Source organism: Tranquillimonas rosea (assembly GCF_900111315.1).
GTDB lineage: Bacteria > Pseudomonadota > Alphaproteobacteria > Rhodobacterales > Rhodobacteraceae > Tranquillimonas > Tranquillimonas rosea.
On the sequence record NZ_FOGU01000006.1, the window covers coordinates 308,393 to 330,603 of the forward strand.

21 protein-coding genes and 1 tRNA gene are annotated in these 22,211 nt (G+C 69.0%); 11 read left to right on the top strand and 11 right to left on the bottom strand.

All coding sequences use genetic code 11. From position 1 onward, the window contains the following. The first annotated feature begins 112 nt into the window (after positions 1-112). The 3 genes from BMZ25_RS12480 to BMZ25_RS12490 all read left to right on the top strand — a co-directional run bounded on the left by BMZ25_RS12480 (position 113) and on the right by BMZ25_RS12490 (position 3,397). Entirely contained in the window at positions 113-2,086 is a 1,974-nt protein-coding gene (locus tag BMZ25_RS12480; RefSeq protein ID WP_092694051.1) for a heme lyase CcmF/NrfE family subunit, read from the top strand. Beyond that, complete coding sequence (locus BMZ25_RS12485; protein ID WP_092694053.1) at positions 2,083-2,547, top strand: cytochrome c-type biogenesis protein; 465 nt, start codon at positions 2,083-2,085, stop codon at positions 2,545-2,547. The genes BMZ25_RS12480 and BMZ25_RS12485 overlap by 4 nt, the downstream gene beginning before the upstream one ends. A gap of 73 nt (positions 2,548-2,620) precedes the next feature. Then, positions 2,621-3,397, top strand: coding sequence for an enoyl-CoA hydratase-related protein (locus BMZ25_RS12490; protein WP_092694055.1), 777 nt, complete (start codon positions 2,621-2,623; stop codon positions 3,395-3,397). Here the strand turns inward: BMZ25_RS12490 and BMZ25_RS12495 are convergent. Beyond that, positions 3,394-4,170, bottom strand: coding sequence for a transglutaminase-like domain-containing protein (locus BMZ25_RS12495; RefSeq protein ID WP_092694057.1), 777 nt, complete (start codon positions 4,168-4,170; stop codon positions 3,394-3,396). The two genes, BMZ25_RS12490 and BMZ25_RS12495, sit on opposite strands and share 4 nt — an antisense overlap. Positions 4,171-4,390: 220 nt before the next feature. On the opposite strand from BMZ25_RS12495, the gene BMZ25_RS12500 reads away from it, so the two are divergent. Further along, positions 4,391-5,494: an alkene reductase gene (locus tag BMZ25_RS12500; RefSeq protein WP_092694059.1), complete on the top strand. Its 1,104-nt coding sequence runs from the start codon at positions 4,391-4,393 to the stop codon at positions 5,492-5,494. A gap of 42 nt (positions 5,495-5,536) precedes the next feature. On the opposite strand, the gene BMZ25_RS12505 is transcribed toward BMZ25_RS12500, so the two are convergent. From BMZ25_RS12505 to gltX, 3 genes are all read right to left on the bottom strand, one after another. Then, the gene (locus BMZ25_RS12505) at positions 5,537-6,259 is read right to left on the bottom strand and encodes a hypothetical protein (protein ID WP_092694061.1); all 723 of its coding nucleotides are present in this window, start codon (positions 6,257-6,259) and stop codon (positions 5,537-5,539) included. A gap of 266 nt (positions 6,260-6,525) precedes the next feature. Continuing rightward, positions 6,526-7,821: a citrate synthase gene (gene gltA, locus BMZ25_RS12510; RefSeq protein ID WP_092694063.1), complete on the bottom strand. Its 1,296-nt coding sequence runs from the start codon at positions 7,819-7,821 to the stop codon at positions 6,526-6,528. Positions 7,822-7,907: 86 nt separating this feature from the next. Then, complete coding sequence (gene gltX, locus BMZ25_RS12515; RefSeq protein WP_092694065.1) at positions 7,908-9,311, bottom strand: glutamate--tRNA ligase; 1,404 nt, start codon at positions 9,309-9,311, stop codon at positions 7,908-7,910. Between the two features lie 73 nt (positions 9,312-9,384). Between gltX and BMZ25_RS12520 the strand changes: the two genes are divergently transcribed. Continuing rightward, entirely contained in the window at positions 9,385-11,433 is a 2,049-nt protein-coding gene (locus BMZ25_RS12520) for a ComEC/Rec2 family competence protein (protein WP_235859860.1), read from the top strand. Here the strand turns inward: BMZ25_RS12520 and lexA are convergent. From lexA to tyrS, 5 genes are all read right to left on the bottom strand, one after another. Beyond that, positions 11,427-12,125 (bottom strand): transcriptional repressor LexA, encoded by a 699-nt coding sequence (lexA, locus tag BMZ25_RS12525; protein ID WP_092694067.1) that lies wholly within the window; start codon positions 12,123-12,125, stop codon positions 11,427-11,429. The two genes, BMZ25_RS12520 and lexA, sit on opposite strands and share 7 nt — an antisense overlap. A 69-nt stretch (positions 12,126-12,194) precedes the next feature. Beyond that, positions 12,195-13,379, bottom strand: coding sequence for a molybdopterin molybdotransferase MoeA (locus tag BMZ25_RS12530; protein ID WP_092694069.1), 1,185 nt, complete (start codon positions 13,377-13,379; stop codon positions 12,195-12,197). Then, positions 13,376-13,855, bottom strand: a complete 480-nt coding sequence (gene moaC, locus BMZ25_RS12535; protein WP_092694071.1) for a cyclic pyranopterin monophosphate synthase MoaC — start codon at positions 13,853-13,855, stop codon at positions 13,376-13,378. The genes BMZ25_RS12530 and moaC overlap by 4 nt, the downstream gene beginning before the upstream one ends. Beyond that, positions 13,855-14,655: an indole-3-glycerol phosphate synthase TrpC gene (gene trpC, locus BMZ25_RS12540; protein WP_092694073.1), complete on the bottom strand. Its 801-nt coding sequence runs from the start codon at positions 14,653-14,655 to the stop codon at positions 13,855-13,857. The genes moaC and trpC overlap by 1 nt, the downstream gene beginning before the upstream one ends. Before the next feature lie 105 nt (positions 14,656-14,760). Beyond that, the gene (gene tyrS, locus BMZ25_RS12545; RefSeq protein ID WP_092694075.1) at positions 14,761-16,014 is read right to left on the bottom strand and encodes a tyrosine--tRNA ligase; all 1,254 of its coding nucleotides are present in this window, start codon (positions 16,012-16,014) and stop codon (positions 14,761-14,763) included. 91 nt (positions 16,015-16,105) lie between these two features. Here tyrS and BMZ25_RS12550 point away from each other — a divergent pair, with 91 nt between their 5' ends. Then, positions 16,106-17,209 carry an anhydro-N-acetylmuramic acid kinase gene (locus BMZ25_RS12550; protein WP_177190458.1) on the top strand — a complete coding sequence of 368 codons (1,104 nt, stop codon included), beginning with the start codon at positions 16,106-16,108 and terminating at the stop codon, positions 17,207-17,209. Positions 17,210-17,221: 12 nt separating this feature from the next. Here BMZ25_RS12550 and gpt read toward each other — a convergent pair whose 3' ends face one another. Then, the gene (gpt, locus tag BMZ25_RS12555; protein ID WP_092694079.1) at positions 17,222-17,725 is read right to left on the bottom strand and encodes a xanthine phosphoribosyltransferase; all 504 of its coding nucleotides are present in this window, start codon (positions 17,723-17,725) and stop codon (positions 17,222-17,224) included. A 285-nt stretch (positions 17,726-18,010) separates the two neighbouring features. Further along, entirely contained in the window at positions 18,011-18,817 is an 807-nt protein-coding gene (gene fabI / locus BMZ25_RS12560; protein WP_092694081.1) for an enoyl-ACP reductase FabI, read from the bottom strand. A 100-nt stretch (positions 18,818-18,917) separates the two neighbouring features. On the opposite strand from fabI, the gene pdxH reads away from it, so the two are divergent. From pdxH to BMZ25_RS12585, 5 genes are all read left to right on the top strand, one after another. Then, positions 18,918-19,523 carry a pyridoxamine 5'-phosphate oxidase gene (gene pdxH, locus BMZ25_RS12565; RefSeq protein ID WP_092694083.1) on the top strand — a complete coding sequence of 202 codons (606 nt, stop codon included), beginning with the start codon at positions 18,918-18,920 and terminating at the stop codon, positions 19,521-19,523. A gap of 114 nt (positions 19,524-19,637) precedes the next feature. After that, positions 19,638-20,174, top strand: a complete 537-nt coding sequence (locus BMZ25_RS12570; protein WP_092694085.1) for a cold-shock protein — start codon at positions 19,638-19,640, stop codon at positions 20,172-20,174. Then, a complete protein-coding gene (locus tag BMZ25_RS12575) occupies positions 20,144-20,632 on the top strand; it encodes a DUF192 domain-containing protein (protein ID WP_092694087.1) in 489 nt (162 codons plus the stop codon). The genes BMZ25_RS12570 and BMZ25_RS12575 overlap by 31 nt, the downstream gene beginning before the upstream one ends. Positions 20,633-20,672: 40 nt before the next feature. Next, positions 20,673-20,749 (top strand) — tRNA-Pro (locus BMZ25_RS12580). 164 nt (positions 20,750-20,913) lie between these two features. Beyond that, a complete protein-coding gene (locus BMZ25_RS12585) occupies positions 20,914-22,053 on the top strand; it encodes a sensor histidine kinase (RefSeq protein WP_092694089.1) in 1,140 nt (379 codons plus the stop codon). Positions 22,054-22,211: the final 158 nt, after the last annotated feature.

Genomic DNA, 22,211 nt, shown 5'->3' on the forward strand with positions numbered 1-22,211 from the left:
TCTGCGGCAGTATCTTACGCCGCGCTGAACCTTCGGTCACAGGAGTGCGACATCGACGCCGACGGGCGGCGCACCCATTGGCGGCGCCCGCGCAAGGGTCTATCCTGCCGCCATGATCGTGGAACTCGGACATTTCGCCCTGATCCTCGCGGCGCTGGTTGCGGTGGTGCAGATGATCGTGCCCATGGTGGGCGCGCAGAATGGCTGGCGCGGCTGGATGGCCGCGGCGGAACCCGCGGCGACGGCGCAGTTCCTGTTCGTCGCGTTCTCGTTCGCGGCGCTGACCTACGCCTTCGTGACCTCGGATTTCTCGCTGCGGATCGTGGTCAATAACTCTCACACGCTGAAGCCGCTGCTCTACAAGGTGACGGGCGTCTGGGGGAACCACGAGGGCTCGATGCTGCTGTGGGTGCTGATCCTGGCACTGTTCGGCGCGTCGGCGGCCTGGTTCGGGGCCAATTTGCCCGAGAGGCTCCGCGCGCGGGTGCTGAGCGTGCAGGCCGCGATCGGGGTGGCGTTCTACGCCTTCATCCTGCTGACCTCGAACCCGTTCGACCGGCTGGCCCAGCCGCCCTTTGACGGGCAGGACCTGAACCCGCTGCTGCAGGATCCCGGTCTCGCCTTTCATCCGCCGTTCCTCTACCTGGGCTATGTCGGGCTCTCGATGGCATTCTCGTTTGCCGTCGCCGCGTTGATCGAGGGGCGGGTGGACGCCGCCTGGGCGCGCTGGGTGCGGCCCTGGACACTGGCGGCGTGGCTGTTCCTGACCATCGGCATCGCGCTGGGGTCGTGGTGGGCGTATTACGAGCTGGGCTGGGGCGGCTTCTGGTTCTGGGATCCGGTCGAGAACGCCAGCTTCATGCCGTGGCTGATCGCGGCGGCGTTGCTGCACTCGGCCATCGTCACCGAAAAGCGCGAGGCGCTGAAAAGCTGGACGATCCTGCTGTCGATCCTGGCCTTCGGGTTTTCGCTGATCGGCACGTTCATCGTGCGCTCGGGCGTGCTGACCAGCGTTCATGCCTTCGCCAACGACCCCGAACGCGGCGTGTTCATCCTGCTTATCCTGGCGGTATTCATGGGCGGGGCGCTGACGCTTTATGCCGCGCGCGCCGGCGCGATGGAGGCGAAGGGCGTGTTCGCGCTGGCCAGCCGCGAGACCGCGCTGGTGGCCAACAACGTCCTGCTGGCGGTGAGCGCGTTCGTGGTGTTCATCGGCACGGTCTGGCCGCTGGTGGCCGAGCTGGCCTTCAACCGCAAGCTCAGCGTCGGACCGCCGTTCTTCGACGCGGCCTTCACTCCGTTCATGGTGGCGTTGGCGATGATCCTGCCCATAGGGTCCGCGATGCCGTGGAAGCGTGCCCGCATGGGGCGCGTCATGCGCCCGCTGTGGGGCATCATGGCGCTGTCGGTCGCGCTGGGGGCGCTGGTCTGGACGATGCAGACAGGGCGGTCGATCCTGGCGCCGGTCGGCGCTGTGCTGGCGGCGTGGCTGGTTCTGGGCGCGGGCATGGACCTGTGGCAGCGCGCGGGCCGGGGCGGGCTGTCCGACAAGGCCCGGCGACTGCGGCGCCTGCCGCGGGCCGACTGGGGCAAGGCGATCGCACACGGCGGCTTCGGGATCACCATCTTCGGCATCGCCGCGATGACCGCCTGGCAGGTCGAGGACATCCGCGTGGCCGAGGTTGGCGAGCCGTTCCGCGTCGGCCCCTACGAGATCACGCTGGAAAGCGTCGAAGAGGTCGAGGGCCCGAACTACGTCTCGACCATGGGCATGATGCAGGTGACGCGCAGCGGCCGCGAGGTGGCGACGCTGACGCCCGAGAAGCGGCGGTATCCCGTGGCGCAGATGCCCACGACCGAAGCGGGGATCGACAACGGCGTGCTGCGCGACCTCTACCTCGTGATCGGCGACCGGCAGTCGGGCGGCGCCTGGGCTGTGCGCTCGTACATCAAGCCCTTCGCCAACTGGATCTGGGCCGGGGCGATCATCATGGCGCTCGGCGGGGTTATGAGCCTGACCGACCGCCGCTATCGCGTCGCGGCCGGGGCGGGCAAGGCGCCACGTCGCGCGGTGCCGGCGGAATGAGGCGGCTGGCGCTTGCCCTGACGGTGGCGCTCTCGCTCGCGCTGCCGCCGGTCGCGGCGATCGCGGTGCAGCCTGACGAGATGCTGGAGGATCCCGCGCTCGAACAGCGGGCGCGCGAGATTTCCGAAGGATTGCGCTGCCTTGTCTGCCGCAACGAAAGCATCGACGAGAGCAACGCCGACCTGGCCCGCGACCTGCGCCTGCTGGTGCGCGAGCGGCTTGTGGCCGGGGACAGCAACGCCGAGGTCGTCGACTTCATCGTCGATCGCTATGGCGAATACGTGTTGCTGCGCCCCAATGCCCGCGGCGCGAACCTGATCCTCTGGACGGCGGGGCCGGCGCTTCTGATCCTCGGGATCGGCATTGCCGTCTTTGCCCTGCGACGCCGCCCGAGCGCTGCGCAGAACGACAGCCTGAGTTCGGAAGAGCAGGCGCGGCTGGACCGGCTTCTGGGCAAGTAACGGGGCGTTCCGCTTTCCTTGCGGAACCGGGGCGGGCATCGTCCGCCCTGACGGCAAGGAGGGATCGCCCGCGATGGATTACGAAACGATCGAGATGCAGGTCTCCGGCGGGATGGCCGTCGTGACCCTGAACCGCCCCGACCGGCGCAACGCGCTCAACAGCCAGATGCGGGCCGAGCTGCTGGACGTGATGCGCCGTCTGCCGGACGAGGTGCGGGTCGTCGTCCTGACCGGCGCGGGCGAGGCGTTCTGCTCTGGGCAGGACCTGGGCGACGGCCAGTCGCTCAATGCGGCGGATTTCGAGGGCGTGCTGCGCGACGAATACGAACCGCTGCTGAAGGCGATCTACGACTGTCCGGTGCCCACGATCTCGGCGGTGAACGGTGCGGCGGCCGGGGCCGGGGCGAACCTGGCGCTGGCGACCGACGTGGTGATCGCGGCCGAATCGGCGGTGTTCCTGCAGGCCTTCACCCGGATCGGGCTGATCCCCGACGCGGGCGGTACTTACTGGCTGCCGCGTCAGGTCGGCTTTGCCCGCGCGATGGGGGCGGCGCTGTTCGGAGAGCCCGTTGGCGCACGCCAGGCCGCCGAGTGGGGTATGATCTGGGAAGCGGTGGCCGACGACGTCTTTGACCAGCACTGGCGCCAGCGCGCGCAGGCGCTGGCCCAGGGGCCGACCACCGCCTATGCCGGCGTCAAGACGGCGATCCGTGCGTCGTTCGACAACGATGTCGACACGCAGCTGGCGCTCGAGGCGCAGTTGCAGGGCGAATGCGGCAAGAGCCGGGATTTCCGCGAAGGCGTGATGGCCTTCCTCGAAAAGCGGCCCGCCGCGTTCGAAGGACGCTAGACCGCGTTCACCGTCACGCTCTGGCGGTTCAGCGTCGCCGAGCCGTAGAGCGTCATGAACGCGATGTCGGCGGCGTCGCGGCCGACACCGACGATCGCCATGCGGTCGGGCGTCGTCATGCCCGTGGGATCGACCAGGTGCCACTTGCCGTCGAGGAACACCTGCGCCACGGCGTGAAAGTCCGGCGGGTCGATCTCGGGCGCGTAGACGCTGACGATGCGGGCGGGAATGGCCGAGGCGCGGGCCAGCGTCACGCAGACATGTGCGAAGTCGCGGCAGATGCCCTGTCGCTGTACGAATGTGTCGGTGGCGGTGGTCCAGGGCCCGCTCACGCCCGGCACGTAGGCGAGGTTATCGGTGATCCAGTTCAGGATCGCGACCATGCGCTCGCCGCCCATCGAATTGCCGAACTCGGCGGCGGCGAAGGACTGGAACTCGTCCGAGGGGCAATAGCGCGAGGCCATCAGGTACTTGATCGTCTCGGGTGGCAGCATGTGCACCGGCTGGTGCAACAGCCGAGAGATGTCGGGCGCCTGGCGCTGGATCTCCATCCTGGCGGTATAGCTGCAGACGAACCGGTCGGTCACGCGCAGCCAGATCCGCTCGCCCACGGCCTCTTCGGCGGGGATTCGGAAGAAGTGCTCGGTCGCGCCCGCGTCGATATGCGCGCGCTGGATCGACTGGTCGATCAGCGGCGAGGCCTCGATTTGCAGAAGGATATCAGTGATGCCGGCGAGGTCGTAGTCGAGCTGGACGTCGATATCGATGAGCATGGAGCGCGGGCCTTGTGATGAGGGGGCGAAGGACACGCCCGATGACGCACGGCGAGGCCCCTGACAAGCCCGTGTGTGCGCGCCATGTCCCGGGCGGGATGCCGCGTTGCAGCGGCGCACATTCAGTGTGCGTGGGGATGACGCACGGGGCCGGAACGCCCAGATGGCCGGGACGTTCCGGACCGCATTGTCGATCCCGACCCTAAAAAGGAAAAGACGGATGACCGATCACGCACCTCTCTTCCAGACCGCCCGGATGGGCGATCTCGACCTTCCGAACCGTGTCCTGATGGCGCCGCTGACGCGCAACCGTGCGCAGTCCGACGGCACGCCTTGGGACGTCTCGCAGACCTACTATGCCCAGCGGGCCAGCGCCGGCCTGATCGTGTCCGAGGCGACGCAGATCAGCGCGCTCGGCAAGGGTTATGTCGACACGCCGGGCATCCACACCGAGGCCCATGCCGAGGCCTGGTCCAAGATCACCGACGCCGTGCACGCCAATGGCGGTCGCATCTTCCTGCAATTGTGGCATGTCGGGCGGATCAGCCACGTGTCCCTGTTGCCCGACGGCGCGACGCCGCAGGCGCCCTCGGCCGTGCGGGCCAATGCCCAGACCTTCACGCAGAACGGGTTCGAGGATACCTCCGAGCCCCACGCGATGACCGAGGACGAGATCGCCGACCTGATCGCGCAGTACCGCCACGCCGCAACACTCGCCAAGCGCGCCGGGTTCGACGGCGTCGAGGTGCATGGGGCGAATGGCTATCTGCTGGACCAGTTCCTGCAGGACATCTCGAACAAGCGTACCGATGCCTATGGTGGCAGCGTCGAGAACCGGGCGCGGCTGCTGTCCGAGGTCGTCGATGCCGTGACCGAGGTCTGGGGCAGCGACCGCGTGGGCGTCCGCCTGTCGCCGCTGGGGCAGGCGAACGACATGGGCGACAGTGACCCCGAGGCGCTGTTCGGCCATGTCTACGGCATGCTCGACAGGAAGCGGCTGGCCTACCTGCACGTGGTCGAGAAGTTCCCCGGCAACGACACCGACGACGCGTCCCGTGCGCTGCTGGAGCGTCTGCGCGGGCTGTGGTCGGGGTTCTACATCGGCAATGGCGACTACACCGCCGACAGTGCCGCGACGGCCATCGCCAAGGGCCATGCGGACGCCGTGACCTTCGGGCGCGACTTCATCGCGAACCCCGATCTGCCCGAGCGCTTCCGCCGCGGTGCCGAGTTGAACCCGCAGGATCGCGACACCTTCTATGGCGGCGACGAGCGGGGCTATACGGACTATCCGTTCCTCGACGGCACCCGCAAGGCCGCCTGAGGCCAGCGACGGGCGGTCGCCCTGCGCGGCCGCCCGGTCCGATCACAGGTCGGCGAAATCGTCCGTGTCGTCGTCGTCCTGCGCCTGCTGTTCGTCCTCGAGCGCATGTTCGTCGATCTCGACCATCGGCACGGGGAAGTCGACGACGGTATCGTCGTCCTCCGCGACCTCATCCTCTTCGGGCTCGTCCTGCAGGAGCGGCACCTGGCCCTCGACCTTGAGGCTGTCGCCGTTCGGGTCGTCGTCGCCGGGCGACAGGCGCACGGCCATGTCCATCCCCTCGAAATCCTCCAGGAACAGCGGCGCGCTGACATGCCCGAGCGTGAAGGTCGCCGGACCCTTCGCGGGATCCAGCGAAACGCCGCCGTCATAGAGGTCGCCATCCGGGGGCAGGGAGGACGAGTGTCCCATCACGCCGTCGACACCGCCGGCGGCAAAGGCCTGACCGTCGACCTGGGCGCCCTGCGCGAACAGGCCGGAGGACAGGTCGTCGTCCACGGCATCGAGGAACACGCCCTGCACGTTGCCCGATCCGTGGCTGTCGAACACGTCAAGCGTGAAGGTCAGCGTGCCGTCGCCGTTCTCGGAGATCGAGACGCCGATGCTCGCCTTGCCCTCCATCATGAACGACAACGACTCGCCGTCGACCGTCTCGAACTGCTCGTCATGCGCGTGATCGGTATCGCCTGCATCCTGAGCCGCGCCGGCTTCGTCCTTGTCGGCGGAGGTGTTTCGTCCGAACAGCTTCACCTTCGGCAATGCCATTTTTCTTGTCCTGTTCGTATTGCAGCTGTTTACGAATTGGCTGCGGACTGGGGCGAAAAAAGGGCAGACCTGTCTTTCGGGTCAGGTGCGCTGCCACTGTGTCGCCCAAGAGTATAATGAACTATTGATCGAACGATAGGTGCGGCACGACGAACGGTCAGGTCCCAACCTATCGTATCACGCGATTCGTGCCGGCGGTCAGCGCATGAAAAAGGCCGCCACGGCGATGCGTGGCGGCCTTTCTGTCCTGTCGGAGCGCGGTCCGGTCAGCGGTTTTCGACGTCCACGTAGTCGCGCAGCGTCTTGCCCTGGTACAGCTGGCGCGGCCGGCCGATACGCAGCTGCGGGTCGCTGATCTGCTCTTTCCACTGCGAGATCCAGCCCACGGTCCGCGCCACGGCGAAGATCGGCGTGAACATCGACGTGGGGAAGCCCATCGCGTCGAGGATGATGCCCGAGTAGAAGTCGACGTTGGGGTAGAGCTTCTTCTCGACGAAGTAGTCGTCCTCCAGCGCGACACGTTCCAGCTCCTTGGCGGTCTGCAACGTCGGGTTGTCCTCGATCCCGAGCAGGTCCAGCACCTCGTCGGCGGACTGCTTCATCACCTTCGCGCGGGGGTCGAAGTTCTTGTAGACGCGGTGGCCGAAGCCCATCAGGCGGAACGGATCGTTCTTGTCCTTCGCGCGGGCGATGTATTCGGGGATCTGGTCCGGCGTCCCGATCTCGCGCAGCATCTCGAGACAGGCCTGGTTGGCGCCGCCATGTGCCGGTCCCCAGAGACAGGCGATGCCGGCCGCGATGCAGGCGAACGGGTTCGCGCCCGAGGACGAGGCGAGACGCACCGTCGAGGTCGAGGCGTTCTGCTCGTGATCGGCGTGCAGCGTGAAGATGCGGTCCATCGCGCGGGCCAGCACCGGGTCCACGTTGTAATCCTCGGCCGGGACGGCGAAGCACATGCGCAGGAAGTTCGACGCATAGTCCAGGTCGTTGCGCGGATAGATGAACGGCTGGCCGACCGAGTACTTGTAGGCCCAGGCGGCGATCGTCGGCATCTTGGCGATCAGCCGGATCGAGGCGACCTCGCGCTGCCAGGGATCGGAGATATCGGTGGAATCGTGGTAGAAGGCCGACATCGCGCCGACAACGCCCACCATGACGGCCATCGGGTGCGCGTCACGGCGGAAGCCGCGGAAGAAGTTCTGCATCTGCTCGTGCAGCATCGTGTGGTTGGTCACGCGATGCTCGAAATCCTCGAGTTGCTCTGCGGTCGGCAGTTCGCCGTAGAGCAGGAGATAGCAGACCTCGAGGAAATGCGACTTGGACGCGAGCTGGTCGATCGGGTAGCCGCGGTGCAGCAATTGCCCCTTGTCACCGTCGATGAAGGTGATCGTGCTGTCGCAGGCGGCGGTCGAGGCAAAGCCCGGATCGTAGGTGAAGACGCCGCCCTCGGAATAGAGCTTGCGGATATCGATCACCTCGGGCCCGGCCGTGGGGGCGTACATGGGCAGCTCGAGCTCCTTGTCGTCGAAGCTCACTTTGGCTGTCTTCTGGCTGTCGGACATGCGTTATTCCCTTCCAGGTGGCCCGGGCGCGTCGGGCGCGCGCGGGGAATGTTCCGGGCGGGGGCGCAGACCAAGCGCCCCAGCGTTCAAGCCGCAGCGTCGGTCAGCCGGGCGAGTGTTTCGTCCCGGCCAAGGACGAGCATCATGTCGAAGACGCTGGGCGAAACCGTGCGGCCGGCCAGTGCGGCCCGAAGCGGCTGAGCCACCTTGCCGAGTCCCAGCCCGTGCTCTTCCGCAATGCCGGCCACGATGCCTTCCAGCGTGTCGCGGGACCAGCTAGCATTTCGCAGGTGCGGCGTCAATTCTGACAGTATACCTTTGGATACAGTGTCCAGGGATTTGGACGCTTTCTCGTCCGGCTCGATCGGACGCTGCGTCAGGCAGAAATGCGCTTTTTCAAGCAGTTGCGGCAGCGTCTTCGCGCGGTCTTTCAGGCAGTACATGGCCCGGCCCAGCACCTCGCGCTCGGCCTCGGCCAGGGGATCGGCCCCGATCGCGGCCCGGAAACTGTCGATTTCTGAAAGCAGTGCAGCATCCTCCATCGCAGCGATGTGATGACCGGAAATGCTTTCCAGTTTCTTGAGGTCCAGCCGCGCCGGCGACTTGCCGATCCCGTCGAGCGAGAACCATTCCACCGCCTGCTCGGTGGTGAACACCTCGTCGTCGCCGTGGCTCCAGCCGAGCCGGGTGAGATAATTGCGCATCGCCGGCGAGGGGAAGCCCATCTCGCGGTATTCCTCGACCCCGAGCGCACCGTGCCGCTTGGACAGCTTCTTGCCGTCGGCGCCGTGGATCAGCGGGATATGGGCCCAGACCGGCGCCGGCCAGCCCATCGCCTGGTAGACGGTCATCTGCCGGGCCGCGTTGTTGAGGTGATCGTCGCCGCGGATCACGTGAGTCACGCCCATGTCGTGATCGTCCACCACCACGGCGAGCATGTAGGTGGGCGAGCCGTCCGAGCGGAGGATGACCATGTCGTCGAGCTGGTCGTTGCGGACCCGGACCTGGCCCTGGACCTTGTCCTCGATCACGGTCTCCCCCTCGCGCGGGGCCTTCACGCGGAGCGCGTAGGGCGCGTCGGGATGGGTCGCGGGATCGGCGTCCCGCCAGGGACTTTCGAACAGGGTCGAGCGGCCTTCCTGCCGGGCGGTTTCACGGAACGACTCGATCTCTTCCTGGGTCGAGAAGCACTTGTAGGCGGTGCCGGCGGCCAGCATCTCGCGCGCGACCTCGGCGTGACGGTCGGCGCGGGCGGCCTGGCTGATCGCCTCGCCGTCATGGTCCAGGCCAAGCCAGTCGAGCCCCGCGAAGATCGCCTGCGTCGCCTCCTCGGTCGAGCGCGCGCGGTCGGTATCCTCGATCCGCAGCAGGAAGCGGCCGCCATTGGCGCGGGCGAAGAGCCAGTTGAACAGCGCCGTCCGCGCGCCGCCGATATGCAGGAACCCGGTCGGGGACGGGGCGAAACGGGTGACCACCGGCGGCTGGGACATCGGCGTTAACCTCTCATAAACAGGCGGGGAGATAGCGTGCCAGCGGTCTAGTCAATCGCTCTCTGGAGGACAAGTGGGCGCGCTGGCCACCGCAATCGCCAGGCTGTTCGACGGGCAGCGCGGCGCGTTGGTCTGCTGGGTTCCGGTCTGCCTTGGCGCGGGCATCGGCGCCTACTTTGCGCTGCCGGTCGAACCTGCGCCCTGGGCGCTGGGGACCGGCGCGCTGATCCTGCTGGCATGCGCTGTTGCCGGGCGGCGCGTCGCGGCACGGATGCCGCCTGCCGTGGCGCTCTGGCTGATATGCGCGGGGCTGGCGCTGGCCGGCGCGCGCAGCCTCTGGGTGGCGGAGCCAGTGCTGGGCTGGCGCTACTACGGGCCTGTGGAAGGGCGGGTGGTCAAGGTCGACCGTTCGGCCAGCGATGCGCCGCGGCTGACATTGGATCGCGTGGTGCTGGCCGACACAAGCCCCGAGCGGACGCCGCGGCGGGTGCGGGTCTCTCTCCACGGTCCGCCACCGCGACTTGCGGCGCGACCGGGGCAGACGGTGATCCTGACCGGGCACCTCTCGCCGCCGGCCGGGCCGGTCGAGCCCGGCGGGTTCGATTTCCGCCGCATGGCCTGGTTCGCCGGCATCGGCGCGGTCGGCTATACCCGCAGCCCCGCCCTGGTCTATGCGCCGCCTGCACCACGTGCGGTGCCGGTGGCGCAAGCGCGGGCCGCGATCTCTGCCGCGGTGCGCGCCGTGCTGCCGGGCGAGGTCGGGGCCTTCGCCGCGGCGATCACCACCGGCGACCGATCGGGCATCTCGGCCGAGACGGTGGAAGAGCTGCGCCTGGCGAACCTCGCGCACCTGCTGGCGATCTCGGGGCTGCACATGGGGCTCTTGACGGGGGTCGTCTTCTACGCCCTGCGGCTGGGGCTCGTGCTGCCGCCGTCCGTCGCCCTGCGCTGGCCAGTCAAGAAGATCGCCGCCGGCGGGGCGCTGGTCGCGGCGGCGGCCTATCTCGCGCTGTCGGGGGGCAACGTGGCGACGCAGCGGGCCTTCGTGATGGCGGCGGTGGTGCTGGTGGCGGTGATGCTGGATCGGCGGGCGCTGACGCTGCGGGCGGTGGCCGTCGCCGCGACGATCGTGCTGGTGCTCCGGCCCGAGGCGATGACCGGCCCCGGCTTCCAGTTGTCCTTCGCGGCCACGACGGCGCTGGTCGCTGTGTTCTCGGGCCTGCGCGCGCTGCCGTGGGACGTGCCGCGCTGGCTTCGGCCGGTGCTGGCGGTCGTGCTGTCCTCGGCGGTGGCAGGGTTTGCCACGGCGCCGTTTGCCGCGGCGCATTTCAACCGCGTGCCACACTACGGCCTGATCGCGAACCTCGCCGCAGTGCCGCTGATGGGCAGCGTGGTCATGCCCGCCGCGGTGCTGGCGGCGGTGCTGGCGCCGTTTGGGCTGGGATGGGTCGGTTTGTGGATCATGGCCCCCGCGATCCGCTGGATTCTGTTCGTGGCCGAGTGGGTCGCCGCGCGGGAGGGGGCGGTGAGCCTGGTGGTGTCGCCCGGTCCCGTCGTGCTGCCGGTGCTGAGCCTGGGGCTGCTGTGGCTGGTCCTGTGGCAGGGCCGGGCGCGATGGCTGGGGGGGGCCGTGCCCGTGGCGCTCGCCTTCGGCCTGTGGAGCCAGGCGCAGCGTCCCGATCTGCTGATCGCGTCGAGCGGCCGGCTGATGGGGCTTGCGACCGAGCGGGGGCGTGTCCTGTCGAAGCCGGTCGGCGACGGGTTTCCGGCGTCGGTCTGGCTCGAGAATGACGGTGATGGCGCGACGCAGGCCGAGGCGGCGGCGCGGCCCGGCCTGTCACGCGTGGCACCGGGTATCACGGTGGCGCAACTGGAGGGCATGCGTGTCGCGATGATTTCGGGGCGGGGACAGCAGGAGAACGCGCGGGGGGCCTGCGCGACAGCGGACCTGGTCGTGCTGCCAAGCGAGATGGAGGACCCCGCCGAACAGGCAAGCTGCGATGTGCTGGACCGCGCGGCGCTGTCAGCGGGTGGTGCCGTGTCGCTAACCGTCACGCCCCATGGGATCGTGCGGCGGCAGGCCGGCGACACGGCGCGCCGGCCCTGGACGGGCGGTCAGTAGGTGCGGATCAGGCCGACCAGACGGCCCTGCACCTGCACCTGGTCGTCCCGGAACACGCGGGTCTCGTAGACCGGATTCGCCGCCTCGAGCGCGATCATGCCGCCCTTGCGTCGGAACCGCTTGAGCGTCGCCTCGTGCCCCTCGACCAGCGCGACGACGATGTCGCCGTTGTCGGCGCTTGCCGTCTCGCGGACCACGACGATGTCGCCGTCGTTGATCCCTGCGTCGATCATCGAGTCGCCCTTGACCTCGAGCGCGTAGTGGCTGCCCTGGCCAGACAGCATCGTGCCGGGAACCGACACATGCGACGCGACCTCGCTGATCGCCTCGATCGGGACACCGGCGGCGATGCGCCCCATCAGCGGCAAGTCCGATGCGTGGGACGCAACCGGAAGCGTGTTCGCGGGCGCCGGCGCGCCATCGGTCTCGGGGGCGTCGCCCTCGATCACGTCGGGCACGAAGGCGCCGCGGCTGCCCGTCTCGGGCATCTTGACGATCTCGATCGCGCGGGCGCGATGGGCGAGGCGGCGGATGAAGCCTCGCTCTTCGAGCGCGGTGATCAAGCGGTGGATGCCGGACTTCGACCGCAGGTCCAGCGCCTCCTTCATTTCGTCGAAGGACGGGGGCACACCGTCGCGCTGCACGCGATCGTTGATGAAGGTCAGCAAATCCAATTGCTTGCGGGTCAGCATAGCCGGCACTCCCATCCTGTACGCCGCTCGGACGTTCGGCATGTGTTCTGCCAGCGTTCCCGCTTTGTGTCAAGCCTCGGGCGACAGGGACAGGTATTCGACGGTGTCGCCCGCGTCGCGGGGGCCGTCATGGGGCGGTCGGACGATCAGCGCCTGCGCGGCGGCGAAGACGCTCATCAGCGAGCTGTCCTGCCGGTCGAACGCGGACAACCCCTCGGGGCCGAGCGTCGCGCGCATGTAGTGCTCGCGCGGCCCGTTCGCCGCGACGGGGGCGGCCAGCGGCGCGCGGGCGCGGGGCGCCGGGGCGGCGCCGAGGCCCAGCATGGCGCGGAGCGCGGGCAGGACGAATACGTGCCCGCAGACCATGGACGAGACGGGGTTGCCCGGCAGACCGATCATCGGCGCGCCGTCCAACCGGCCCGCCATCAGCGGCTTTCCGGGCCGCATGGCGATCTTGTAGAAGGCGCGTTCCATCCCGCGGGCGGCAGCGACCCGGTCGACGATGTCGTGGTCCCCGACTGACGCGCCACCGATCGTGACGACGAGGTCCGCGCCGCGGGCGAAATCGAAGGCCTTGGTCAGCGAGGCGGCATTGTCCCGCGCGATGGGCAGCAGGCGGGCGCGGCCGCCGGCGGCCTCGATCATCGCCTTCAGCCCGAACGTGTTCGACGCGATGATCTGGTCGGGCCGGGGGGCCTCGCCCGGCATCGCCAGCTCGTCGCCGGTGGCGATCAGCGCGACCTCGGGCTGGCGGGCGGCGCGGATTGTACCGGTATTCATCGCCGCCAGCAGCGTCAGGTCGGCCGCGCCGAGCCGGCGGCGCGGAAAGACCTCGTCGCCGGCGCGGAAATCGCCGCCCTCGGGCCGGACGTAGAGATTGTCGTCGAGCGTCTCGCCCAGCGTGACCGTGTCGCCCTCGGCCGCGACGTCTTCCTGGATCACCACGCGGTCGGCCCCCGGCGGCACCGGGGCGCCGGTGAAGATGCGCACCGCCTCGCCGGGGCCGACGGTGCCGTCGAAGCCGTGGCCGGCCGCGCTCTGGCCGATCACCCTGAGCCGGGCGCCGGGGCGCGCATCGCCGGCGGCGAGGGCATATCCGTCCATTGCGGAGGACGGGAAGGGGGGCTGGGCCCGTGCGGCGCGCACGGGCGCCGACAGGACGCGGCCACGCGCCTCGGCCAGGGGGACGTCCTCCGGATCGAGCGGGGCGACCAGCGCGAGGATGCCGTCCAGCGCCTCTTCGACCGAAATCACGGGGCGGCCTCGTAGCGGCCCGACTTGCCGCCCGCCTTCAGCCGCAGGCGGATGCCGCCGATCTCCATCCCCCGCTCGACCGCCTTGACCATGTCGTAGACCGTCAGGAGCGCGGTGGAGACGGCGGTCAGCGCCTCCATCTCGACGCCGGTCTGGCCGGTGGTCTTGACCGTGGCCGTGGCGCGCAGGCCGGGCAGGGCGGTGTCGGGCACGAGGTCGACGGACACGTTGGTGACCGGCAGCGGGTGGCAGAGGGGGATCAGGTCGGCGGTCTTCTTGGTGCCCATGATCCCGGCAAGGCGCGCGACGCCGATCACGTCGCCCTTCTCGGCGCGGCCCTCGGTGATGAGGTCGAGCGTCTCGCGGCGCATCGTGATGTGCCCCTCGGCCACCGCGAGGCGGGCGGTCGCGGCCTTGTCCGAGACGTCGACCATGTGGGCGTGGCCCTCGGCGTCGAAATGGGTGAGGTCGGGCATCAGGCGTGCACCGGGTCTTTCAGGATCGCGCGGGTGGCGTCGGCGACGTCCGGCTGGCGCATCAGGCTTTCGCCGATGAGGAAGCTGCGGGCACCGTGCCGGGCGAGTTCGGCGAGGTCGGCGGGGGTCGACAGGCCGGATTCCGCGACGAGCAGGCGGTCGCCGCCGACGCGGGCGGCGAGCTGGCGCGTGGTGTCGAGGCTGGTCTCGAAGGTGTGCAGGTCACGGTTGTTGATGCCGATCAGCGGCGAGTTCAGGCGCAGGGCGCGGTCGAGTTCGTCGGAATCGTGCACCTCGACCAGCACGTCCATCCCCCAGGACTGCGCCGCGCTCTCGAGTTCGGCGGCCTGGGCGTCGGTGACCGAGGCCATGATGATCAGGATGCAATCGGCATGGAGCGCCCGCGCCTCGGCCACCTGGTAGGTGTCGTAGAGGAAGTCCTTGCGCAGCGCGGGCAGCGACGTCGCCTCGCGCGCGGCGGTGAGAAAGGCGTCGGAGCCCTGGAAGGAGGGCCCGTCGGTGAGCACGCTGAGACAGGCCGCGCCGCCGGCCTCGTAGGCGCGCGCCAGTGCGGGCGGGTCGAAATCGGCACGGATCAGACCCTTGGACGGGCTGGCCTTCTTGACCTCGGCGATCAGGCCGTAGCCATCCTGTTGCGCGCGGCGCAGGGCGGCGGCGAAACCGCGCGGCGCGGGGGCCGCGCGGGCGGCGGCGTCGACCTCGGCGGGAGGGACGGCTTTCTTGCGCGCGGCGATCTCGTCGAGCTTGTAGGCCTTGATGCGGTCGAGAACGGTGGTCATCGGCGGTGCTCCTGTCGGGCGGCGCGGGGGGCTGTCCGCCCCCCGCCGGTCCTGCGGACCGGCTCCCCCCGAGGATATTTGGGGACAGAAGAAGACATCGCCGCGCTAGCCGGCGAGGGTGACGAGCGCGTGGCGTTTCTTGCCCGCGCTGAGCTTCTTGGGTTCGGCGAGGGCGGCGGCGTCGAGCATCAGGCCCGGATCGGTGAGCGGAGCGTCGTCGAGGCGGGCGCCGTTGTCGGCGATCAGGCGCTTGGCCTCCTTGCCGGTCCTGGCGAGGCCGGAGCGGACGATCAGCTGCACGATCGAGATGCCCTCGCCGACCTCGTCTGCAGAGAGCGCGAGGGTGGGCAGGTCGTCGCCCGCGCCGCCCTTCTCGAACACCTCGCGGGCGGTCGCCTCGGCCGTGGCGGCGGCGTCGGCGCCGTGGCACAGCGTGGTGACGGCATTCGCGAGGATGACCTTGGCGGCGTTGATCTCGGATCCGCCGAGGGCGCCGAGGCGGTCGCATTCCTCGACCGGCAGCTCGGTGTAGAGCCGGGCGAAGCGGCCGACGTCGGCGTCGGTGGTGTTGCGCCAGAACTGCCAGAACTCGTAGGGCGAGAGCATGTCGGCGTTCAGCCAGACGGCGCCGCCGGCGCTCTTGCCCATCTTGCGCCCGTCGGAGGTGGTCAGGAGCGGCGAGGTCAGGCCGAAGATCTCGTGGTCGAGCACGCGGCGGGTGAGGTCGATGCCGTTGACGATGTTGCCCCACTGGTCGGAGCCACCCATCTGCAGCAGGCAGCCGTAGCGGCGATTCAGCTCGAGGAAGTCGTAGGCCTGCAGGATCATGTAATTGAACTCGAGGAACGACAGTGACTGCTCGCGGTCGAGCCGGGACTTCACGCTTTCGAACGAGAGCATCCGGTTGACCGAGAAGTGGCGGCCGATGTCGCGCAGGAATTCGAGGTAGTTCAGCCCGTCGAGCCATTCGGCGTTGTCGAGCATCAGCGCGTCCGTGGGCCCATCGCCGTAGGCGAGGTACTTGGCGAACACGCCCTTCATGCCCGCGATGTTTTCGGCGATGGCGTCGGGCGTCAGCAGGGGGCGTTCGTCCGAGCGGAAGGACGGGTCGCCCACCTTGGTCGTGCCGCCGCCCATCAGCGTGATCGGCTTGTGCCCGGTCTTCTGCAGCCAGCGCAGCATCATGATGTTCAGCAGGTGGCCGACATGGAGCGACTGCGCCGTCGCGTCATAGCCGATATAGGCGGGCACCACGCCGGCGGCCAGCGCCTCGTCCAGACCCTGATAATCGGTGCAGTCGGCCAGGAAGCCGCGGGACATCATGACGTCCAGAAAATCCGATTTCGGGTGGTAGGTCATCGCTCTTTCGGTCCATTCTCCTGGGTGCGGCCCCTTCTATACCGGGCCGGTCGGGCAGAGGAAAGGTTTCATGGGCAGAGGTCTCAGGGCAGTGTTGAGCGACGGCCCGGTCTGGGCCCTGGGTGCGATGTCGGGCACCTCGCTGGACGGGGTGGACGCGGCGATGATCCGCACGGACGGCACCACGATCGAGGCGTTCGGAGAGACCCGCTATCGCCCCTACAGCGGCGCCGAGCGCGAAGTGCTGCGGGCGGCCCTGGGCCACTGGAGCGGGCCAGAGGTGGGCCGCGCGACGGAAGTGGTCGAGACCGCCCATGCCGAGCTGCTGACCCGGTTCGACGGGGCCGAGCTGGTGGGCTTTCACGGACAGACCGTGGCGCACGACCCGCGCGGTCGCGGCACGCTGCAGCTGGGCGACGGGCATGTCCTGTCGGAGCTCCTGGCGTTGCCGGTGGTGTGGGACTTCCGCTCGACCGACGTGGGCATGGGGGGCGAGGGCGCGCCGCTGGCGCCGTTCTTTCATTTCGCCTGCGCGCGGTGGCTGGGCGCGCGGGCGCCGGTGGCGTTCCTCAATTTGGGCGGCGTCGGCAACCTGACCTGGGCGGACCCCCGGTTCGACGCGCCGGAGGCCGAGGGCGCGTGCCTGGCCTTCGATACCGGGCCGGCCAACGCGCCGGTCAACGACCTGATGCAGGCGCGGCGCGGGCTGGGCCACGATGCCGACGGCGTGCTGGCGGCCGAGGGCGAGGCGGATGCCGGCGTGGTGACGCGGCTGCTGCGCGAGCCCTATTTCCGCCGGATGCCGCCGAAATCGCTCGACCGGGACAGCTTTGCCTGGCTGCCCGATGCGGTGGAGAGCCTGTCGGATGCCGACGCGGCGGCGACGCTGACCGCCTGCGCGGCGGCCTGCGTGGCCGAGGCGATGGCGCATTGTCCGACGCCGCCCGCGCAACTGCTCGTGGCCGGGGGCGGGCGGCTGAACCCGACGCTGATGGCGATGATCGCCGCGATGGTGGAGTGCGAGGTCGCCGCGGTCGAGGAGGTCGGTCTGAACGGCGACATGCTGGAGGCGCAGGCGTTCGCGCACCTGGCGGTGCGGGTGGCGCGGGGGATGCCGACCTCGGGGCCGTCGACGACCGGCGTGGCGGCGGCGATCGGTGGCGGCACGGTCAGCTTGCCGGGCGTGCCGGCCTGACCGCGCGCCGCGTCAGTCGCGGCCGCGATAGGGCTCGACGTATTGCAGCGCCATGTCCCAGGGGAAGAAGATCCAGGTGTCCTGGCTGACCTCGGTGATGAAGGTGTCGACCATCCCGCGGCCCTTGGGCTTGGCGTAGATCGTCGCGCAATGGGCGCGGGGATAGAGCTCTCGCACCAGTTCCAGCGTCTTGCCGCTGTCCACGAGGTCGTCGACGATCAGGATGCCGTGGCCGTCGCCCATGAGATCGGCGTCGGGGGATTTCAGCACCTGCGCCGCGGCCTGCGTCTGGTGGTTGTAGGACTTGACGCTGATCGTGTCGACGGTGCGAATGTCGAGCTCGCGCGCGACGATCATCGCCGGGGCCATGCCGCCGCGGGTGATCGCCACGACCCCGCGCCAGGCGCCGTCGGCCGGTCCGTCGTCGAGGCGCCAGGCAAGGGCGCGGGCGTCGCGGTGAAGCTGGTCCCAGCTGACGTGGAATCCCTTTTCGTGGGGCAGGCGGGTCGTGGACATGGGGGTCATCCTATGGCGATGCGCAGGTCCGGTCGCGCGCTTGGCGCGCTCCGGCACGGGCGCAGGGTGGCTACGGGCGGGATGGAACTGCGCTGATCGCGGGGGCCGAACGCTGGGTCGGGTCCCGACGCAGCGGGTAGAAGGGGGGATGGTGTCAACGGTGCGGTGCGAAGCGCCCGAAATGCGCGGGAGCGCGCGGCATCGGTCCTGGTGGGGCGGGGCTGTCGCCTTGCGGCCGGGACGGCGCGGTGGGCACTCTGCCGGGTCTCGGGCCCCATCACGCGCCTACGCCTTGGTGATGTCCGGGGCGTCGACCGCCTTCATGCCCACGACGTGATAGCCGGCGTCAACGTGCAGGACCTCGCCGGTCACGGCGCTGCCGAGATCGGACAGGAGATACAGGGCGGACTTGCCGACCTCTTCCTGGGTCACGTTGCGGCGGAGCGGCGAATTGTACTCGTTCCACTTCATGATGTAGCGGAAATCGCCGATGCCGCTGGCGGCGAGCGTCTTGATCGTGCCGGCGGAGATCGCGTTCACGCGTATGCCGTCCTTGCCCAGGTCCTCGGCAAGGTAGCGCACCGACGCCTCGAGCGCGGCCTTGGCGACACCCATGACGTTGTAGTGCGGCATCACCTTCTCTGCGCCGTAATAGGTGAGGGTCAGGGCGGCGCCGCCCTCGTTCATCAGCTTTTCGGCACGCTGCATCACGGCGGTGAAGGAATAGACCGATATGTCCATCGACATACGGAAATTCTCGGGGCTGGTGTCCACATAGCGGCCGCGCAGCTCGGACTTGTCGGAAAAGCCGATGGCGTGGACCACGAAGTCGAGCCCGCCCCAGACTTCCTTGATCCTGTCGAAGAGCGCGTCGAGCGACGCCGGGTCGCCGACGTCGCAGGGGACGACGAAATCGGACCCCAGGCTTTCGGCCAGCGGGCCCACACGCTTGAGAAGCTGCTCACCCTGGTAGGAGAACGCAAGTTCGGCCCCGGCCTCGGCGCAGGCCTGGGCGACGCCCCAAGCGATGGACTTGTCGTTCGCAAGCCCCATGATCAGCCCGCGTTTTCCTTCGAGCAATCCAGTCGCCATTTCCCGCCCCGTATCAGCCGCCTTGCACGTTTCGGTCGTTTAGGCGATTGGCTTGGGGGCATCAAGGGCGCCGGGCGCCTTGGCGACGACAGGAGCGACCATGCCAGCACAACAGGACGTTTTCGACGGCGACGACCCCTTCGCGCTGGCGCGCCTCTGGATGGACGAGGCCGCGCCCGAGGAGGTGAACGATCCCAACGCGATGGCCCTGGCCACGGTGGATGCCGACGGGATGCCGAATGTCCGGATCGTGCTGCTCAAGGAGATCGAGGCGGACGCCTTCGTCTTCTACACCAACTACGACAGCGCCAAGGGCACCGAGCTGCTGAACAGCGGTACCGCCGCCTTCGTGCTGCACTGGAAGGCCACGCGCCGGCAGGTGCGCGTGCGCGGGCTGGTCGAGCGCGAGGACGGGGCGAAGGCGGATGAGTACTACCATTCGCGCCCGCTCGACAGCCGTCTGGGCGCATGGGCGTCGCAGCAATCCCGGCCGCTCGACAGCCGCGAGACCCTGATGCGCGCGGTCGAGCAGGCGCGTGACCGGTTCGGAGAGGATCCGCCGCGGCCCGCGCACTGGGGCGGGTTCCGGATCCGGCCGCTCGAGATGGAGTTCTGGGCCGATGGCGCCTATCGGCTGCACGACCGCGAGCGCTGGACCCGCGACACCCTCGAAGGTGGGTGGAGCCGTACCCGACTTTTCCCGTGACTTTCTGCGGGTATCAATGTCAGATTTAATTCCGGGGAGGGGCCAACGACCCGCTTGCGGCGCGACGCGGTGCGGCCGGAGCGGGCTCGGCGTCGAATGACCGAGGCAGAAGCTATGTCTGAGGACACACCGCAGCAGGACCCAATCGAGGGGCGGGTCAAATGGTTCGATCCCGGCAAGGGCTTCGGATTCGTGGTCGCCGATTCGGGTGGGCCTGACATCCTGTTGCATGCAAATGTGCTGAGAAACTTCGGCCAGGGTTCCGTGGCCGACGACAGCCGTGTGCTGATCCGCGTGCAGCACACGCCGCGGGGTCGGCAGGCGACCGAGGTCCTGTCGATCACGCCGCCGGCGCCCACCGACGACGGCGAGGGCTTCGCCGAGGCCGCGCTGCCGTTCGAGCACGACCTCGAGGCCGGACCCCTCGTGCCCGCGCGGGTCAAGTGGTTCGACAAGGCCAAGGGGTTCGGCTTTGCCAACGTGTTCGGCGACGGCGCGGACGTTTTCATTCATATCGAGGTGCTGCGGCGGGCCGGGCTTGCGGACCTGCAGCCGGGCGAGGCCGTGGCGCTGCGCGTGGCCGAGGGCCGGCGCGGCAAACTGGCGACGGAGGTGACGACATGGGAAGCCGGAGTGCAGCCGCGCTCGTGACCGTGGCGGCGATGCTGGCCGCCGGATCGGGCATGGCGGAACCGCGCTGCTCCGACGACCTGGTGCAGTTGCGCGGCGATTGGGGCCGGGCGCAGTTCGGGGTCGAGGTGGCCGACGATCCGGGCGAGCGTGCCAAGGGTCTGATGGGCCGCGAGACCCTGCCGCGGTCGCGCGGGATGCTGTTCGTCTACGAGGAGGCGGGGCCTGCGAGCTTCTGGATGCGCAACACGCTCATCCCCCTCGACATGCTGTTCATCGGCCCCGACGGCACGGTCGACCGGATTCACCGCAATGCCGAGCCGCTGGACGAAACGCCGATCCCCGGCGGCGACAACGTGAAGTTCGTGCTCGAGATCAACGGCGGCCTGAGCCGCGCGCTGGGAATAGACGAGGGCAGCGAGATCCTGCATCCGGCGGTCGATCCGGACGCCGCGGCGTGGCCCTGCGCGGCATCTTGAGGCTTTTCAAGCGGTCCCGCGCGCGCTAGTGCAGGGCCGTCGGGGCGTAGCGCAGCCTGGTAGCGCGTCTGTTTTGGGTACAGAAGGTCGTGAGTTCGAATCTCGCCGCCCCGACCATCCTGCGCAGGAAACCGGCACTCCGGCGTGGACGTGACCGCCTGCCACGAGTGAAACGTCATCGGCCCGCTACGGCGATGCCCGACTTCCGCCACGTTCCTCTGGAAATTTAACACCTTGTTAACGCCGCGCCGGGATGCGCGGTTTTCTTTCGTGAGGACAAGATGAAGGTTTACGAGTTCTTGGCCCGCCGGAGCTGGCCACGCACGTTCAGTGGCAAGATCCTGTTGGTCAGTTTCCTGGGGGTGCATGTGCCGATGTTCGGCGCGGCGGCCTATGCCTTGCTGGCCGACAGCACTCCGTTCCTGCAGCAGCTGGACGTCCTCGCCGCGATGCTGGTGGCCACGCTGTTGGGCACCGCGGCGACGATGGGCGTCCTGCACGCTCTGCTTGCACCGGTCCGCCGGGCGAGCGAGGCTGCAGACGGGTATCTGCGTCACCGCACGGTGCCGCGCCTGCCAACCCGCTATACCGACGGGGCGGGTGTGCTGATGGCCAGTGTGCAGGAATGCATCACGCGGCTCGACACGACCCTGGCCGCGGCCGAGCGGCGGCATGACGATCTCGAGCGCGACCATGTCGAGACCTTCCGCATGCTGTCGGGGCTGAAGCACGATTTCCGCACGCCGCTGACGCATATCCTGGGCTTTGCCGAGATCATGCGGGCCGAGGCGATCGGACCGCTGGGCAGCGACGCCTACCGCCAGTATGCCGGCCGGATCGGTACGACCGGGCAGGAGCTGCTGACGACGCTGCAATCGGTGATCGACCTGTCCGACGCGCAGGTGCAGGCGCAGCTCACCGAGGACAGCGTCACGCTGGACCTTGCCGAGGCGGCTCGCGAGGCCATCGCCCTGGAACACCTGCATGCCGAGAAGCGCGGTGTGCAGGTCGACATCGAGGCGCCCGCCGCCGTGCAGGTTCGCGCGGTGCCAGAGGCGACGCGAAACCTGCTGTCGGCCCTTTCGCAGGCCGCGGTGGCCGGTGCACCCGAGAATGGTCGCGTCGTGCTGACGGTCTCGGCGCGCGGCGATTGCAGTGTGCGCAGCGTCGGCGGGCAGCTGATGCGCGAGGACCTTCCCCGGCAGATGAGCGGCCCGGTCGAGGGCACGTTCGACAGCAGCGCGGGCAACGGCGCCAATGCGCCAGAAAGCGCCTCGCCCATGGCCCTGCGGCTGTCGCTGATCGACACGCTGGGGACTGCGCTGGGGCGGCATGTGAGGGTGCGCCAGACCGACGGTGACGGCTTCGAGATCGCCGTAATGCAGGCGCCGCTGGACGTGGAGATGCCCGCCGCGGCGTAACGGGCTGGTCCTTGAGTTGATTCGCTGGCGGCACCCGATCTGGTAGGTCGGGTGCCGCTTTTTTCTACATTCGGTGTCTCGGGCGTCAAAGGTTGAATGTTGCCCCGGTGCGACACAGTGATTCGCAGCACAGGCCGCTCGCCCGGCCCAGTCGCACG